The sequence below is a fragment of the Cellulomonas fulva genome, assembly GCF_018531375.1.
GTDB lineage: Bacteria > Actinomycetota > Actinomycetes > Actinomycetales > Cellulomonadaceae > Cellulomonas > Cellulomonas fulva.
Genome location: NZ_JAHBOH010000001.1, coordinates 2,614,893 through 2,628,752 on the forward strand (window position 1 = coordinate 2,614,893; position 13,860 = coordinate 2,628,752).

Below are 13,860 nucleotides of genomic sequence, written 5' to 3' on the forward strand. Positions count from 1 at the left end.
CATCCGTGCAGGCCGCGCGGCACGCCCGCGACGAGAGCGCCGGCCTGGCCCGTCGCGCGCCGGGGTGCCGGGCTCAGTCGAGCAGGCCGCCGCGGTAGGACATCGCCACCAGGTGCGCCCGGTCGCCCGTGCCGAACTTGCGGGAGATGCGGGCGAGGTGGCTCTTGACCGTCAGTGCGGACAGCCCCAGGTCCTCGCCGATCAGGCGGTTGCTGCGGCCCTGCGCGACGAGCCGCAGGACGCTCAGCTCGCGGTTGGTCAGCTCCGGCAGCGGCGGCATGGGCGGCGCCGCTGCGGGGGTGCGCGCGAGCGTGGCCGCGGTGCTCGAGGCGACCGCGCCGCGCACGCCCCCCTGGAGCAGCACGCCGAGCTCGATGCGGCTCGCCCGGCGGGTCAGGACGACGACGCGCTGCGCGCCGCGGCGACGCAGGCTCTGCACGAGCGTGGAGCCGTCCCCGTCCGCGAGCTCGGTCACGACGACGCACATGTGCTGGGCGGCGGACGGACGTCGCTGCGCGGCAGCCGGCGCGGTCGCGCTCCCGGTGGCACGCCGGGCCACGGGTGCGCGGCGGAGCGGCTCGATGGTCACGTCCGTCACATCGGCAGCCGGTGCCGTGGACTTGAGGGACCGCGGCACGTCGGACGAGGCGGACGTCCGGGACCGACCGTGACGCCCGGGCGCAGCGATCGACGGCGGCACCGCCGTCGCGTCGCAGCCGGTGCGTCAGTGCCGCGGGCCGAGCGGCACGACGCCCTCCGGCAGCGGCGGCAGCCCGGCGGCGGTGCACAGCAGCGTCTCCCACGCGCGCAGGTGGTCCCGCAGGTCGGGGTCCGCCGCGGTCCACGACGCCCGGATCTCGAGCTCGGTCTGCTCCGCACGCACCTCGAGCGCACCGAAGCTCTGGGACAGCACGCGGGTCACCGTACCGCCGGCGGCGTGCGCGTCCAGCCCCACCTCGGCGAGCGCGTCGAGGAACCACGTCCACGCGACCTCGGCGAGCATCGGGTCCGAGCCGACCTCCGCCTCGAGCGTCGCCCGCACCAGGGTCACCAGCCGGAAGCAGCCGTCCCACGCCTCCTGGCCCGCCGGGTCGTACAGCACGACGAACCGACCGGAGGCGAGCTCGGTCGCGGCGACCGACCGCCGCGCCGTGCGGACCTCCGCGGTCAGCGCCGCCGAGTACGGCGCGATCCGTGCCGGGCCGGGCACCTCGTCGAGCAGCACCTCCGGGCGGACGGTCACCGCACGCAGCGAGCGCAGCGCGTTCACGAAGTCGGCGGGCACGTCGTCGGGGCCGGCGGGGGTCACGGTTGCTGAGCGTACGGACCCGCGTGCCGGGTCCGGCTCCGGCGCGCCGCGCGTTCGCGCGTCGGCCGGACCTGTGGAGGACGACCGACGCCCGCGGGCCGCGCGGACTAGCGTCCGGCGCGGCGGGGGACGCCTCCGCACGGGCACGACGACGAGCGACGGGGGAGCGACGAGTGGGCGAGAGGGCAGCACGGTCCGCGGAGCGGGAGGACGCCGGCGCGGCGCAGCGGGGAGCCGCCGGCAGGGCGTGGGTGCCGAGCGCCGTGGGGGCGCGGGCGCGGGTGCCCGGGTCCGACGAGTCCGCCGACGCGGTGCCCCGGGACCCGTTCGGCGCGCCGCGCGTGCCGCCCTCGGCGCTCGCCGAGCACGTGCCCGAGCCGGCAGCCGAGCCGGGCTGGAGCGAGCCGGGCTGGAGCGAGCCGGACGGGAGCGAGGCGGGCCGGAGCGAGGCGGCGCGCCGGGTCGAGGCGCAGGTCGCGGCGGCGCGGGAGCGGGCACGGCAGGCCACGGCCCTGAGCGCGGAGGTCGACGCGCTGCGCGCCTCGGCCCGCTCACCGCGGGGTGAGGTCACGGTGGAGGTCGACGCGGGCGGACGCGTCACGCGCGTGGGCTTCACCGAGCGCGCCCGTGCCGTGCCGCCCGCCGCGCTCGGCCGCGCGGTGGAGGAGGCGATCCGGGCGGCGGCGCGGGAGTGCGGCAGGCGGGCGGTGGCGCTCGTCGAGCGGAGCGCGGCCGGGGGACCCGCGATGGCCGAGGCGATGCGTGCGGACCACGACCGGCGCTGGGCGTGACCGACCACCCGGGGGCCCGACCGACCAGCCGGGGGCCCGACGGACCAGCGCGGGCCGGACGTGCGGGGACCTCATCCCCTCCTGACCCCCTCATGCGGTGGCGGGGACGGGCGCCCGTGCGGCGGCCTTCGGCCGCGGCGCCTGTGCGGCGGCCTTCGGTCGTCTTGCCCCGTGATCGCGCGCAGGAGCCCGTCCGGGCGGCGCACTAGGCTGAGCCGGGCACCCAACCCCGGCCGGACCGCCTGCGCGTCATGCCCGCGCGTCGCCGAGCCGACGACCCGAAGGAGCACCTCGCAGCATGGTCGACAACGCACCTGGCACGCAGACCGGGACCGCGCAGATCGGTGTCACGGGGCTGGCGGTCATGGGCCGCAACCTGGCACGCAACTTCGCCCGCAACGGCTACACGGTGGCGGTGCACAACCGGTCCTGGGCCAAGACGGCCTCGCTCGTCGAGGACCACGGTGACGAGGGCACGTTCGTCCCGTCGGAGTCGGTCGAGGACTTCGTGGCCTCGCTCGAGCGGCCGCGCAAGATCGTCGTCATGGTCAAGGCGGGCGCGGCCACGGACGCCGTGATCGACGAGCTGGTGCCGCTGCTGGAGGAGGGCGACATCGTCGTCGACGCCGGCAACGCGCACTTCCCGGACACCGTGCGCCGCGAGAACGCGCTGCGGGCCCAGGGCCTGCACTTCGTCGGCTCGGGGGTCTCGGGCGGCGAGGAGGGCGCGCTGCTCGGACCCTCGATCATGCCCGGCGGCACGCGCGAGTCCTACGAGTCGCTCGGCCCGATCCTCGAGAAGATCTCCGCCAAGGTCGACGGCGTCCCGTGCTGCACGTACGTGGGCCCCGACGGCGCCGGGCACTTCGTCAAGATGGTGCACAACGGCATCGAGTACGCGGACATGCAGCTCATCGCCGAGGCGTACGACCTGCTCAAGCAGGGGCTGGGCGCGTCCGCGGCCGAGATCGGGCAGATCTTCGCCGACTGGAACACGGGCGACCTGGAGTCGTTCCTCATCGAGATCACGGCCGACGTGCTGCAGCACGTCGACGCCGAGACCGGCAGCGCCTTCGTCGACATCGTGCTCGACCAGGCGGAGCAGAAGGGCACCGGTCGCTGGACCGTGCAGAACGGGCTCGACCTCGGCGTGCCGATCACCGGCATCGCGGAGGCCACGTTCGCCCGCGCCCTGTCCGGCGGGGTGCCGCAGCGCGAGGCGGCGGTCGGCACGCTCCCGGCGGCGACCACGCCGTGGGAGATCACCGACCGCGACGCCTTCGTCGAGGACGTGCGGCTCGCCCTGTACGCGTCGAAGGTGGTCGCGTACTCGCAGGGCTTCGACCAGATCGCCGCGGCGTCCGCGCAGTTCGGCTGGGACATCGACCGTGGCGCGATGGCGCGGATCTGGCGCGGCGGCTGCATCATCCGGGCCCGGTTCCTCAACCGGATCACGGAGGCGTACGAGCGCGACGCGAACCTGCCCCTCCTGCTCGCGGACCCGTACTTCACGGGCGCCGTCGGCAACGGGGTCGAGGCCTGGCGGCGGATCGTGTCCGGCGCCGCGCTGCACGGCGTGCCGACGCCCGCGTTCTCGTCGTCGCTGGCGTACTACGACGGCGTGCGCGCGGAGCGCCTGCCCGCGGCGCTGATCCAGGCGCAGCGTGACTTCTTCGGCGCGCACACCTACCGCCGGACGGACCGCGAGGGCACGTTCCACACGCTGTGGTCGGGCGACCGCACCGAGCAGCCCGCGTGAGTCGTCGGCAGCGCGCCGCCGTCGCCCAGGACGACCTCCAGCCGGTCGTCCTGGGCGGCGACATCGGTGCGTACAGCATCGCCCGCACGTTCCACGAGGCCTACGGCGTGCGCGCCGTCGTCGTGTCGACCGTCTCCACGGGGCTCGTGCGGCACTCGCGGATCCTGCACAACGTCGTCGAGCCCGGGCTGGAGGACCCCGCGACGCTCGTCGCGACCCTGCGCCGGATCGCCGCCGAGCACGCCGGGCGGCGTCTGGTGCTGCTCGGCAGCGCCGACTGGCTGGTGCGTCTCGTCGTCGAGAGCCGCGAGCAGCTCGAGGACCTGTACACGATCCCGTACGTGCCCCGCGCGACCCTCGACAAGGTGACCGACAAGGAGCTGTTCGGCGAGCTGTGCCGCGAGCACGGCCTCGGGCACCCGACGACCGTGGTCCACGACGTGCAGGGCGGCGGCACGCCCGACGTGTCCGGCCTGCGCTTCCCGGTGATCGCGAAGGCCGCGGACACCGCCGCGTACCACGCGATCGAGTTCGCCGGGAAGAAGAAGGTGCACACCGTCGGCTCCCCGCAGGAGCTGGCGGACCTGCTGGGCCGCGTCCGCGCCTCCGGGTACCAGGGCGGGTTCGTGATCCAGGACTACATCCCGGGCGACGACTCCGGCATGCGGATCCTCACCTGCTACAGCGACCGCAGCGGGACCGTGCGGTTCGCGGCGTTCGGTCACGTGCTGCTCGAGGAGCACACGCCCGGCGCCCTCGGCAACCCCGCGGGCATCGTGACCCGCGAGGAGCACGCGCTCGTGGCCCAGGCGACCCGCCTGCTCGAGGCGCTCGGCTGGACGGGCTACGCCAACTTCGACCTCAAGCACGACCCGCGCGACGGCAGCACGGTCTTCTTCGAGCTCAACCCGCGTCTCGGCCGGTCGAACTTCTACATCACGGCCGGCGGGCGCAACACGGCCGAGCTCTACGTGCGCGAGCACGTGCAGGGGCTCGACCCGCTCCCGCCCGGAGCGGCGACGCAGCTCGTCGAGCCGCACCTGTACACGGTCCTGCCCCGGTGGCTGCTGCGTCGGTACGTCGCGGACCCGACCATGCGCGCGCGCGTGCGCTCGCTGGGCCGGTCGCGTCGTGCGACCAACCCCCTGTGGTACCGCGCCGAGACCGATCCGCGGCGCATCGCGTACCTGTGCCTCGCGCAGCTCAACCAGGTGCGCAAGTACGCGCGGCACTACCCGGTCGGGGAGGCGCGCCTGGCGGCGTACCGGCCCGAGGGGGCGGCGTGAGCGACCTCGTCGGCGTGATCGGGGGAGTCGGGCCGCAGGCCACCGTCTGCTTCCTCGACAAGGTCGTGCGGCTCACCAGCGCCGGTCGGGACCAGGAGCACGTCGACCTCGTCGTGCTGCAGCACTCCTCCATCCCCGACCGGACGGCGTTCATCCTGGGCGAGTCCGACGAGGACCCGGGGCCGGTCATGGCCGCCGACGCGCGCCGTCTGAGCGCGCTCGGGGTCGCGTTCGTCGTCGTGCCGTGCAACACCGCGCACCACTTCACGCAGCAGGTCGTCGAGGCCGCGGGCGTGCCCGTGCTCTCGATCGTCGAGGAGGCCGTCGCGGAGATCGACCGGCGCGGGACCGCGCGCAAGGTCGGCGTGCTCGCGACGTCGGGCACGCTCGCGGCCGGCGTCTACCAGCACGCGGTCGAGGCCGCGGGCCTCGAGTACCTGGTGCCCGACGAGGCCGACCAGGCGACCGTCATGGCGATCATCTACGACCAGGTGAAGGCCGGTCGGCCCGCCGACGTGGCCGCGCTGCAGGGGGTCGTCGACCGGCTCGTCGCGCGCGGGGCGGACGTCGCGCTGCTCGGGTGCACCGAGCTGTCGGTGGTCGCCGACGAGGCCGGCCTCCTGGCGGACCCGCGCTACGTCGACTCGCTCGACGTCCTGGCCCGGCGCACGGTGGTGCGCGCGGGCCACACGCTCCGGGACTGACTGGCGGCGCCGACGGGGCGCGCCGGGAGGTCCCGTGCCCGCCCCGCCGGTCCCTGCGCCGTGCGGGTGAGGTGCGCTCAGCCGAGCTCGGACGTGCCCGAGTACAGGTGCAGGACCGGGACCTGCAGCACGTCGCGCGCCCGCGAGGCCCAGTCCTGGTGGAACGTGTCGAGCCACGCGTGCGGGTAGGTCACGACGGCGAGCTCACGGACCTCGCCCGACGCGACGGTCTCGCGGACCGCGGGGAGCGGGTCGTCGGAGACCACGGCGCCGGTGGCCCGGCGGCCGGCGGCGGCGAACTCGGCGAGCGTGGCGCCCAGGCGCTCCTCGGCGGTCGCCGTGGCCTCGCGGACCGTCGGCTCCTTGCCGCGCAGGCGCGCGAGCGCGTCCTTGATCTCGCCGAGGCCCAGGTCGTCGACGATGGTCGGCAGCAGCGGGCGCTCGGAGTCCGCGGGGACCAGCACCCGGTACTCGAGCTCCTCGCCCGCGTGCAGCGCGAGCAGGTGCTGGATGTCGACGGGCGCGAGGGTGTCCTCGATGAGGACCAGGATCGTGTCGGTCACGGGCAGAGCCTAGTCGTCGCGACGGGCGCCGCGGGGCGCCCCACCACGCCCGGCCGGGTCACGCCGTGGCGTGCAGCCGCCACCGCCCGAGCAGCACCCCGTCGGCGTGCAGCAGGTGGACCAGCGTGGCGTCGACCGGCGGCGCGAGCCACGGTGCCCCCGCGAGGACGCGGGGGGCCGGGCCCCCGACGATCGTGGGGCTCCAGGTGAGGAACAGCTCGTCGACGAGACCACGCTGCAGCAGGCCGGCCAGCAGCGCGGGACCGCCCTCCGTCAGGACGTCGGTCAGCCCGAGGTCGCCGAGCAGCCCGAGCGCCAGCCCGAGGTCGACCGGCCCGTCCCCGTCGCCGTCGCCTGCCACGAGGACGCTCTCGGCGCCGATGCGGTCACGCAGCTCCCCGAGCCGGGGGCTCGACGCCACGGTCACGACGAGCGGCGGCAGGTCGGTGCCGAGCAGCTCGTCGGGCACGTCACCGCGTCGCGTCACCACGGCCAGCCGCGGCGGTTCCGCGCGCCCGTGCGCGCGACGCGTCTCCTCGAGCGCGGCCGGCAGGTCGATCCCGCGGTACCGCTCCTGGCGGACGGTCCCGGCGCCGACGAGCACGACGTCGGCCACCGTGCGCAGCGCGCGGAAGACCCGCAGGTCCGCCGGACCGTTGATGGAGCCGGTGACGTCGTCCGGGCCGGTGGCCGCACCGTCGAGCGTCGCGATCATGTTCGCGCGCACCATGACGTCGCCCCGGCCTTCCGGGCGTGCGCGCGCGAGCAGGTCGACGAGCTCTGCCTCGTCGTCCCGCGGCTCGAGCCGGACCGGGGTGAGCGGTGCGCGGGGGAGCAGGACGTCGAGCGCGGGCACGTCGGTCATGCACGCAACCTAGACGGCTCCGGCGCCGGGTGCGCGGGACGTGACGGGAGGGCCGTTCGTCCGGGCCGACCGGGCCGACCGTGCCGCCCGGGCCGACCGGGCCGACCGGGCGGGCCGCCCGGGTCAGTGGACGTCGGCGAGGGAGGCGACGTCGCCGACGACGACCACGGCGGGGTTGCCGATGCCGCGCTCGCGCGCCAGGTCCGCGATGGTGCCGAGCGTCCCGACGGTCGTGCGCTGGGAGGCGAGCGTCCCGTTCTCGACCACGGCGACGGGGGTCCCGCGGTCGCGGCCGTGCGCGACGAGCGCGTCGGCGTAGGCGGCGATCCGGGCGACGCCCATGAGCAGGACGAGCGTGCCCTCGAGCCGGGCCAGCGTGGCCCAGTCGGGCGTCGTGTCGTGCGCCGAGAGGATCGTCACCTGGCGGGCCAGGCCGCGGTGGGTGACCGGGATCCCGGCCGCGCCGGGGACGGCGATCGCGCTGGTCACGCCGGGCACCACGGTGACGGGGACGCCGGCCTGGGTGCACGCGAGGACCTCCTCGCCGCCGCGGCCCAGCACGTACGGGTCGCCGCCCTTGAGCCGGACCACGCGCTTGCCGGCGCGGGCGCGCTCGACCAGCACGGCGTTGATCTCGGTCTGCGTGAGCGTGTGCGCGTGCGGCGCCTTGCCCGCCTCGACGACCTCCACGTCGTCCGCGAGCTCCGCGAGCAGCGCGCGGGGCGCGAGCCGGTCGACGACGACGACGTCGGCCTCGGCGAGCGCGCGCCGCCCTCGCGTCGTGATGAGCCCGGGATCGCCCGGACCGCCGCCGACGAGCGTGACGTGCCCGGCCGCGGGCGCGCGGTGGTGCCGCAGCGGCAGGCCGCCGGTGTCCAGGAGCACGGCGATCGCGGAGCGCAGCGCCGCCGCCCGGCGCGGGTCGCCGCCGGCGCTCACGGCCACCGTGACGTCGCCCGCACGGGCCACGGCGGGCGTCCAGGCCGAGGAGGCCGCGGCGTCGTCCGCGCGGACGCACCAGATCCGTTCCGTCTCCGCGTCGGCCGCGACCCGGTCGTCGATCGAACGCACGCCCGTCGCGGTGTGCGCCAGCCACGCGCCCGCGAGGTCGCCGGGCGCGTAGTCGCGCGCCGTCCACCGCACGGCGTCCGCGGCCGCCAGGGCCGCCAGGTCCTCGCACACGGCGGGGGCGACCACGAGCACGTCCGCCCCGTCCTCGACGAGCCGCGCGGTGCGCCTGGCCGCGACGGGCCCGCCGCCGACGACGACGACGCGCCGGCCGCGCAGGTCGAGGAAGAGCCCGTGCATCAGATGCCCGCTCCCGCGAGCCAGTCGGCGTCCGCGTCCTCGTCGGGCTCCGGCGCGAGCCGGTCCAGCAGCGTCGGCCCGACCATGCCGGCCGCGAGCGTCGTGCCGTCGGCGGGGTCCACGAGCAGGAAGGCCCCGGTCCCGCGGTGCGCCGCGTAGTCGTCCAGCAGGACCGGCTCGGCGAGGCGCACGCGGACGCGCCCGATCGCGTTCAGCCCGAGCCCCGAGGGGGCCGCGTCCGACGAGGTGTCGGTCGCGTCCACCGCGTGCAGCGTGTCGACGCCGCTCAGGAGCTCGACGGTCTGCGTGTCGACGTCGAGGCGCGCGTCGACCTCCCGCAGCAGCGCCCGCACCGTCCGGGTGCCGAGCCGCACCAGCAGGCGGGCGCCCAGCACGGACCGACGCTCGGACAGCCAGCACACGGTGCCGACCAGGTCCTGGCCCACCGTGGTGCCCGCGTCCGCGTCGGTGGTCGGGGTGGGGACCAGGACGTCCCCGCGCGAGACGTCGAGCTCGTCGGCCAGGCGCACGGTGACGGACCGGCCCACCGACGCCTGCTCGAGCGGACCGTCGAAGGTGTCGATCGCCGCGACGACGCTCGTCTTCCCCGACGGCAGGACCGTGAGGGAGTCGCCGACCCGGACCGTGCCGGAGGCGATGCGGCCCGCGTACCCGCGGTAGTCCGGGTACGCCGCGGTGCGCGGACGGATGACGACCTGCACCGGCAGCCGCAGCGGGGCGTCGGCGAGGGCGTCGTCCGTCGGCACCTGCTCGAGGTGCTCGAGCAGCGTCGGGCCGGCGTACCAGGGCGTGCGCGTCGAGCGGTCGACGACGTTGTCGCCGGCCAGCGCCGAGACGGGCACCGCGAGCACGTCGGGCAGGCCGAGCCCGGTCGCGTACGTCGCGAACTCCTGCGCGATCGCGCGGAACGTGGCCTCGTCGAAGTCGACCAGGTCCATCTTGTTGACCGCGAGCAGCACGTGCGGGACGCCCAGGAGCGCGGCCACCGTGGCGTGCCGGCGGGTCTGCTCGAGCACCCCCTTGCGGGCGTCGACGAGCACGATCGCGAGCTGCGCCGTCGACGCGCCCGTGACCATGTTGCGCGTGTACTGCACGTGCCCGGGCGTGTCCGCGAGCACGAACGCCCTCCGGGCGGTCGAGAAGTACCGGTACGCGACGTCGATGGTGATGCCCTGCTCGCGCTCGGCGCGCAGCCCGTCGGTGAGCAGGGCGAGGTCGACCTCGCCCGCCGCCGCGCCGCGTGCGAGCGTCGCGCGCTCCACGGCCGAGAGCTGGTCGGCCAGGACCGACTTCGTGTCGTAGAGCAGGCGGCCGATGAGCGTGCTCTTGCCGTCGTCGACGGAACCGGCCGTCGCCAGGCGCAGCAGCTCGCGCTGCGCGTGCTCGGCCGCCGAGCCCGCGGCGGCCGTCGTCGTGCTCGTGGTCGTCGTCATCAGAAGTAGCCCTCGCGCTTGCGGTCCTCCATGGCGGCCTCGGAGGCCCGGTCGTCGGCGCGCGTCGCCCCGCGCTCGGTCAGCCGGCTGGCGGCGACCTCCGCGATGACGTCGGCGACCGTGGCGGCGGTCGACTCGACCGCGCCCGTGCAGCTCATGTCCCCGACCGTGCGGTAGCGCACGGTCCGGGTCTCGAGCACCTCGTCGGACCGTGGCCCGCCCCACCCGCCCGGCGCGAGCCACATGCCGTCGCGCAGGAAGACCTCGCGCTCGTGCGTGTAGTAGATCGCCGGGAGCTCGATGCCCTCCCGCTCGATGTAGCGCCACACGTCCAGCTCGGTCCAGTTGGACAGCGGGAAGACGCGGACGTGCTCGCCCGGCTTGTGGCGGCCGTTGTAGAGGTCCCACAGCTCGGGTCGCTGCCGGCGCGGGTCCCACTGGCCGAACTCGTCGCGCAGGGAGAACACGCGCTCCTTGGCACGCGCCTTCTCCTCGTCGCGCCGCCCGCCGCCGAACACGGCGTCGAACCTGTTCGCGGTGATCGCGTCGAGCAGCGGGACGGTCTGCAGGGCGTTGCGCGAGCCGTCCGGGCGCTCGGCCACGCGGCCGTCGTCGATCGCGTCCTGCACGTGCGCGACGACGAGCCGCAGGTGGTGCTCGGCGACGGTGGCGTCGCGGTACGCGAGGACCTCCGGGAAGTTGTGCCCGGTGTCCACGTGCAGCAGCGCGAAGGGCACCGACGCGGGCCAGAAGGCCTTGCGGGCGAGGTGCAGCATGACGATCGAGTCCTTGCCGCCGCTGAACAGCAGCACGGGCCGCTCGAACTCGCCCGCGACCTCGCGCATCACGTGGATCGCCTCGGACTCGAGCGCGTCGAGCTGGGTGAGCCGCGAGCCGGCGGCGGGTGCCTCGACGGGGTCGAGGGTGGGCGTGGGCGTCATGTGTGCAGACCGCATTCCGTCTTGGAGGTACCGGACCAGCGCCCGGCCCGCGGGTCCTCGCCCGGGGCCACGGCGCGCGTGCAGGGGCCGCAGCCGATGGACGCGTAGCCCGACTGCCGCAGGGGGTTGAGCACGACGCCGTTCGTCTCGACGTACTCGTCGACCTGCGCCTGGGTCCACGCGGCGAGCGGGTTGAGCTTGACCTTGCCGCGCTTGGCGTCCCAGCCGACGACGGGGATGTCCGTCCGCGTGGGGGCGTCCTCGCGCCGCATGCCGGTGACCCACGCGCCGTAGGGCGCGAGCCCGCGCTCGAGCGGCTCGACCTTGCGCAGGGCGCAGCACAGGTTCGGGTCGCGGTCGTGCAGCCGCGGGCCGTGCTCGGCGTCCTGCTCCGCGACGGTGCGCAGCGGCAGGATCGTGCGCAGGTTGATCGGCGTGAAGTCGGCGTAGTAGTCCCGCGTGCCGATGGTCTCCGCGAAGTGGTACCCGGTGTCCAGGAAGATGACGTCGATGCCGGGCACGGCCCGGGCCGCCATGTGCACCAGGATCTCGTCGCCCATCGAGGACGCGACGACGAGGTCGCTGCCGAAGGTGGCCCCGGCCCAGGCCAGGATCTCCTCCGGGTGGGCGTCCTCGAGCTCGGCGCCGGCGCGCTCGACGTAGGCGCGCAGCTCGTCGGGCGACAGGTCGGCCACCGCCGGTGTCGTGGTGCTCATCGCGTCTCCTCCCGTGCTCGGTCCGGCAGGACCGGGTCGGTCGCGTGCGTGGGTGTCGCTGTGGTGGATGTCGCTGTGGTGGGTGCTGCTGCCGTGGCCGCTGCGAGCCCGACGAAGCGCAGCGCGAACGCGCGGGTGCACGCCCGGCACTGCCACTGGCCGTGGGTCTCGCCCGCGGGCCACAGGTCCTCGCTCGCGCAGAACGGGCAGTAGTACGGCACCGCCCGCTGGCCCTCGGAGCCGCTGCTCATCGCAGGTCGTCCTCGGCGGCGCGCTGGACCCACTCGGCGAAGAGCTCGCCCTCGACCCGCTGCTCGTCGAACCGCCGCGCGACCCGCTCGACGTAGTCCTCGAGCTCCGACGCCGGCACGCGCAGCCCGCGCAGGGTCTTGCCGAGCCCGCTGGTCATGCCCAGGCCGCCGCCGAGGTGCACCTGGTAGCCCTCCTCGCCCTGCGCGAGGGCACCCTTGAGGCCGATGTCGGCCGTCTGGATGCGCGCGCACGAGTTGGGGCAGCCGTTGACGTTGATGGTGATCGGCTGGTCGAAGGTGGGCAGGCGCTTCTCGAGCTCGCCCACCAGCGCCGTCGCGCGGCCCTTGGTCTCGACGATCGCGAGCTTGCAGAACTCGATGCCCGTGCACGCGATGGTGCCGCGGCGGAACTGCGACGCCGTCCGCACGCGCAGGCCCAGCTCCTCGAGACCGGCGACGAGCGCGTCGACCCGGTCGGCCGCCACGTCGAGCACCACGAGCTTCTGCTCGGTGGTCAGCTGGACCCGGTCCGAGCCGGCGGCGTCCACCACGTCCCCGATCGCCTCGAGCACCGGGCCGGAGAGCCGACCCACGGTCGGCGCGGCGCCGACGTAGAAGCGACCGTCCTTCTGCGGGTGGACGCCCACGTGGTCACGGTTGCCGGTGGGCGGCGGGGGCGGCGCCGGACCGTCGGACAGGTGGTACCCGAGGTACTCCTCCTCGAGGACCTGACGGAACAGCTCCGGCCCCCAGTCGGCGAGCAGGAACTTCAGCCGCGCACGCGTCCGCAGCCGGCGGTAGCCGTAGTCGCGGAAGATCGACACGACGCCCACCCAGACGTCCGGGATCTGCTCGAGGGTCACGAAGGCACCGAGGCGCTTGCCGAGCATGGGGTTGGTCGACAGCGCGCCGCCGACCCACAGGTCGAAGCCGGGGCCGAGCTCGGGGTGCACCACGCCGACGAACGCGACGTCGTTGATCTCGTGCGCGACGTCCTGGTGCGGGGAGCCGCTGATCGCCGTCTTGAACTTGCGCGGCAGGTTCGAGAACGACGGGTCCCCGATGTAGCGCTCCTGGATCGCCTTGATCGCGGGCGTGCCGTCGATGATCTCGTCGGCGGCGACGCCGGCGACGGGCGAGCCCAGGATCACGCGCGGCACGTCGCCGCACGCCTCCTGGGTCGAGAGCCCGACCGCCTCGAGCCGGCGCCAGATCTCGGGCACGTCCTCGATCCGGATCCAGTGCAGCTGGATGTTCTGACGGTCGGTGATGTCGGCGGTGTCGCGGCCGAACTCGCGCGAGATGCCGGCGACGGTCCGCAGCTGGGCGAGCGTGAGCGTCCCGCCGTCGCACCGCACGCGGAGCATGAAGTAGGAGTCGTCGAGCTCGTGCGGCTCGAGCGTGGCGGTCTTGCCGCCGTCGATGCCGGGCTTGCGCTGCGTGTACAGCCCCCACCAGCGCATGCGGCCGCGCAGGTCGTCGCCGGGGATCGAGTCGAAGCCCTGCTGGGCGTAGACCGTCTCGATGCGGTGGCGCACGTTGAGGCCGTCGTCCGCCTGCTTGAGCGCTTCGTTGCCGTTGAGCGGCTCACGCTGGTCGAAGGCCCACTGGCCCTCGAGCTTGGCGGCGGGTGGGGCGATCCGGGTCTGCGCCATGTGGCGCTACCTCCAGGACGTTCATGGCCGAACGGCTGCACCTGGGGCAGGGACGCGGGTCAGCACGTGGCTGGGTCCATCCCTCCGGGCACAGACCGCGCGCCCGGGGTGTCGGGGGACGGGGCGGGTCAGTTGCTCCGCAGACAGCAGCACATGCACATGGACGTCCGAGCGCACGCTGCCGAGCCGGCACAGGGCCGACACGCGCGCACGAAGGACGAGGTCATGGAGCGAGGGTCACACGCGCACGGGCGGCAC

The 13,860-nt window shown here is 75.1% G+C and carries 14 protein-coding genes; 4 read left to right on the forward strand and 10 right to left on the reverse strand.

What is annotated here, in order from left to right; translation table 11 throughout:
• Positions 1-73 precede the first annotated feature (73 nt).
• Together KIN34_RS17160 and KIN34_RS11615 are read right to left on the reverse strand one after the other, a co-directional pair.
• Entirely contained in the window at positions 74-589 is a 516-nt protein-coding gene (locus KIN34_RS17160; RefSeq protein ID WP_307858201.1) for a LuxR C-terminal-related transcriptional regulator, read from the reverse strand.
• 135 nt (positions 590-724) lie between these two features.
• A complete protein-coding gene (locus KIN34_RS11615; RefSeq protein ID WP_214350635.1) occupies positions 725-1,309 on the reverse strand; it encodes a DUF3000 domain-containing protein in 585 nt (194 codons plus the stop codon).
• A 173-nt stretch (positions 1,310-1,482) separates the two neighbouring features.
• On the opposite strand from KIN34_RS11615, the gene KIN34_RS11620 reads away from it, so the two are divergent.
• The 4 genes from KIN34_RS11620 (at position 1,483) to cuyB (ending at position 5,849) form a co-directional block, all read left to right on the forward strand.
• Positions 1,483-2,100, forward strand: a complete 618-nt coding sequence (locus tag KIN34_RS11620; RefSeq protein ID WP_214350637.1) for a YbaB/EbfC family nucleoid-associated protein — start codon at positions 1,483-1,485, stop codon at positions 2,098-2,100.
• A gap of 298 nt (positions 2,101-2,398) precedes the next feature.
• Positions 2,399-3,859: an NADP-dependent phosphogluconate dehydrogenase gene (gnd, locus tag KIN34_RS11625; protein ID WP_214350640.1), complete on the forward strand. Its 1,461-nt coding sequence runs from the start codon at positions 2,399-2,401 to the stop codon at positions 3,857-3,859.
• Positions 3,856-5,145 carry a carboxylate--amine ligase gene (locus KIN34_RS11630; protein ID WP_214350642.1) on the forward strand — a complete coding sequence of 430 codons (1,290 nt, stop codon included), beginning with the start codon at positions 3,856-3,858 and terminating at the stop codon, positions 5,143-5,145. Before gnd ends, KIN34_RS11630 begins: the two co-directional genes overlap by 4 nt.
• A complete protein-coding gene (gene cuyB, locus KIN34_RS11635; protein ID WP_214350644.1) occupies positions 5,142-5,849 on the forward strand; it encodes a cysteate racemase in 708 nt (235 codons plus the stop codon). Before KIN34_RS11630 ends, cuyB begins: the two co-directional genes overlap by 4 nt.
• A 77-nt stretch (positions 5,850-5,926) precedes the next feature.
• On the opposite strand, the gene KIN34_RS11640 is transcribed toward cuyB, so the two are convergent.
• From KIN34_RS11640 to KIN34_RS11675, 8 genes are all read right to left on the reverse strand, one after another.
• Positions 5,927-6,412 (reverse strand): hypothetical protein, encoded by a 486-nt coding sequence (locus KIN34_RS11640; RefSeq protein WP_214350647.1) that lies wholly within the window; start codon positions 6,410-6,412, stop codon positions 5,927-5,929.
• A 58-nt stretch (positions 6,413-6,470) separates the two neighbouring features.
• The gene (locus KIN34_RS11645) at positions 6,471-7,277 is read right to left on the reverse strand and encodes a dihydrofolate reductase family protein (RefSeq protein ID WP_214350650.1); all 807 of its coding nucleotides are present in this window, start codon (positions 7,275-7,277) and stop codon (positions 6,471-6,473) included.
• A gap of 123 nt (positions 7,278-7,400) precedes the next feature.
• On the reverse strand, positions 7,401-8,585 hold the full coding sequence (gene cobA, locus KIN34_RS11650; protein WP_214350652.1) for a uroporphyrinogen-III C-methyltransferase: 1,185 nt from the start codon (positions 8,583-8,585) through the stop codon (positions 7,401-7,403).
• Positions 8,585-10,039, reverse strand: a complete 1,455-nt coding sequence (locus KIN34_RS11655; RefSeq protein WP_214350654.1) for a sulfate adenylyltransferase subunit 1 — start codon at positions 10,037-10,039, stop codon at positions 8,585-8,587. The genes cobA and KIN34_RS11655 overlap by 1 nt, the downstream gene beginning before the upstream one ends.
• Positions 10,039-10,980 carry a sulfate adenylyltransferase subunit CysD gene (gene cysD, locus KIN34_RS11660; RefSeq protein WP_214350657.1) on the reverse strand — a complete coding sequence of 314 codons (942 nt, stop codon included), beginning with the start codon at positions 10,978-10,980 and terminating at the stop codon, positions 10,039-10,041. The genes KIN34_RS11655 and cysD overlap by 1 nt, the downstream gene beginning before the upstream one ends.
• Positions 10,977-11,696, reverse strand: coding sequence for a phosphoadenylyl-sulfate reductase (locus tag KIN34_RS11665; RefSeq protein WP_214350659.1), 720 nt, complete (start codon positions 11,694-11,696; stop codon positions 10,977-10,979). Before KIN34_RS11665 ends, cysD begins: the two co-directional genes overlap by 4 nt.
• On the reverse strand, positions 11,693-11,947 hold the full coding sequence (locus KIN34_RS11670) for a hypothetical protein (RefSeq protein WP_214352181.1): 255 nt from the start codon (positions 11,945-11,947) through the stop codon (positions 11,693-11,695). Before KIN34_RS11670 ends, KIN34_RS11665 begins: the two co-directional genes overlap by 4 nt.
• Positions 11,944-13,602 (reverse strand): nitrite/sulfite reductase, encoded by a 1,659-nt coding sequence (locus KIN34_RS11675; protein WP_214350661.1) that lies wholly within the window; start codon positions 13,600-13,602, stop codon positions 11,944-11,946. Before KIN34_RS11675 ends, KIN34_RS11670 begins: the two co-directional genes overlap by 4 nt.
• Positions 13,603-13,860 lie beyond the last annotated feature (258 nt).

Coding starts and splice junctions, on each gene's coding strand:
- KIN34_RS11675 (WP_214350661.1), bottom strand. CDS start 13,602: ATGGCGCAGACCCGGATCGCCCCACCCGCCGCCAAGCTCGAGGGCCAG.
- gnd (WP_214350640.1), top strand. CDS start 2,399: ATGGTCGACAACGCACCTGGCACGCAGACCGGGACCGCGCAGATCGGT.
- KIN34_RS11645 (WP_214350650.1), bottom strand. CDS start 7,277: ATGACCGACGTGCCCGCGCTCGACGTCCTGCTCCCCCGCGCACCGCTC.
- KIN34_RS11670 (WP_214352181.1), bottom strand. CDS start 11,947: ATGAGCAGCGGCTCCGAGGGCCAGCGGGCGGTGCCGTACTACTGCCCG.
- KIN34_RS11665 (WP_214350659.1), bottom strand. CDS start 11,696: ATGAGCACCACGACACCGGCGGTGGCCGACCTGTCGCCCGACGAGCTG.
- KIN34_RS11655 (WP_214350654.1), bottom strand. CDS start 10,039: ATGACGACGACCACGAGCACGACGACGGCCGCCGCGGGCTCGGCGGCC.
- cysD (WP_214350657.1), bottom strand. CDS start 10,980: ATGACGCCCACGCCCACCCTCGACCCCGTCGAGGCACCCGCCGCCGGC.
- cobA (WP_214350652.1), bottom strand. CDS start 8,585: ATGCACGGGCTCTTCCTCGACCTGCGCGGCCGGCGCGTCGTCGTCGTC.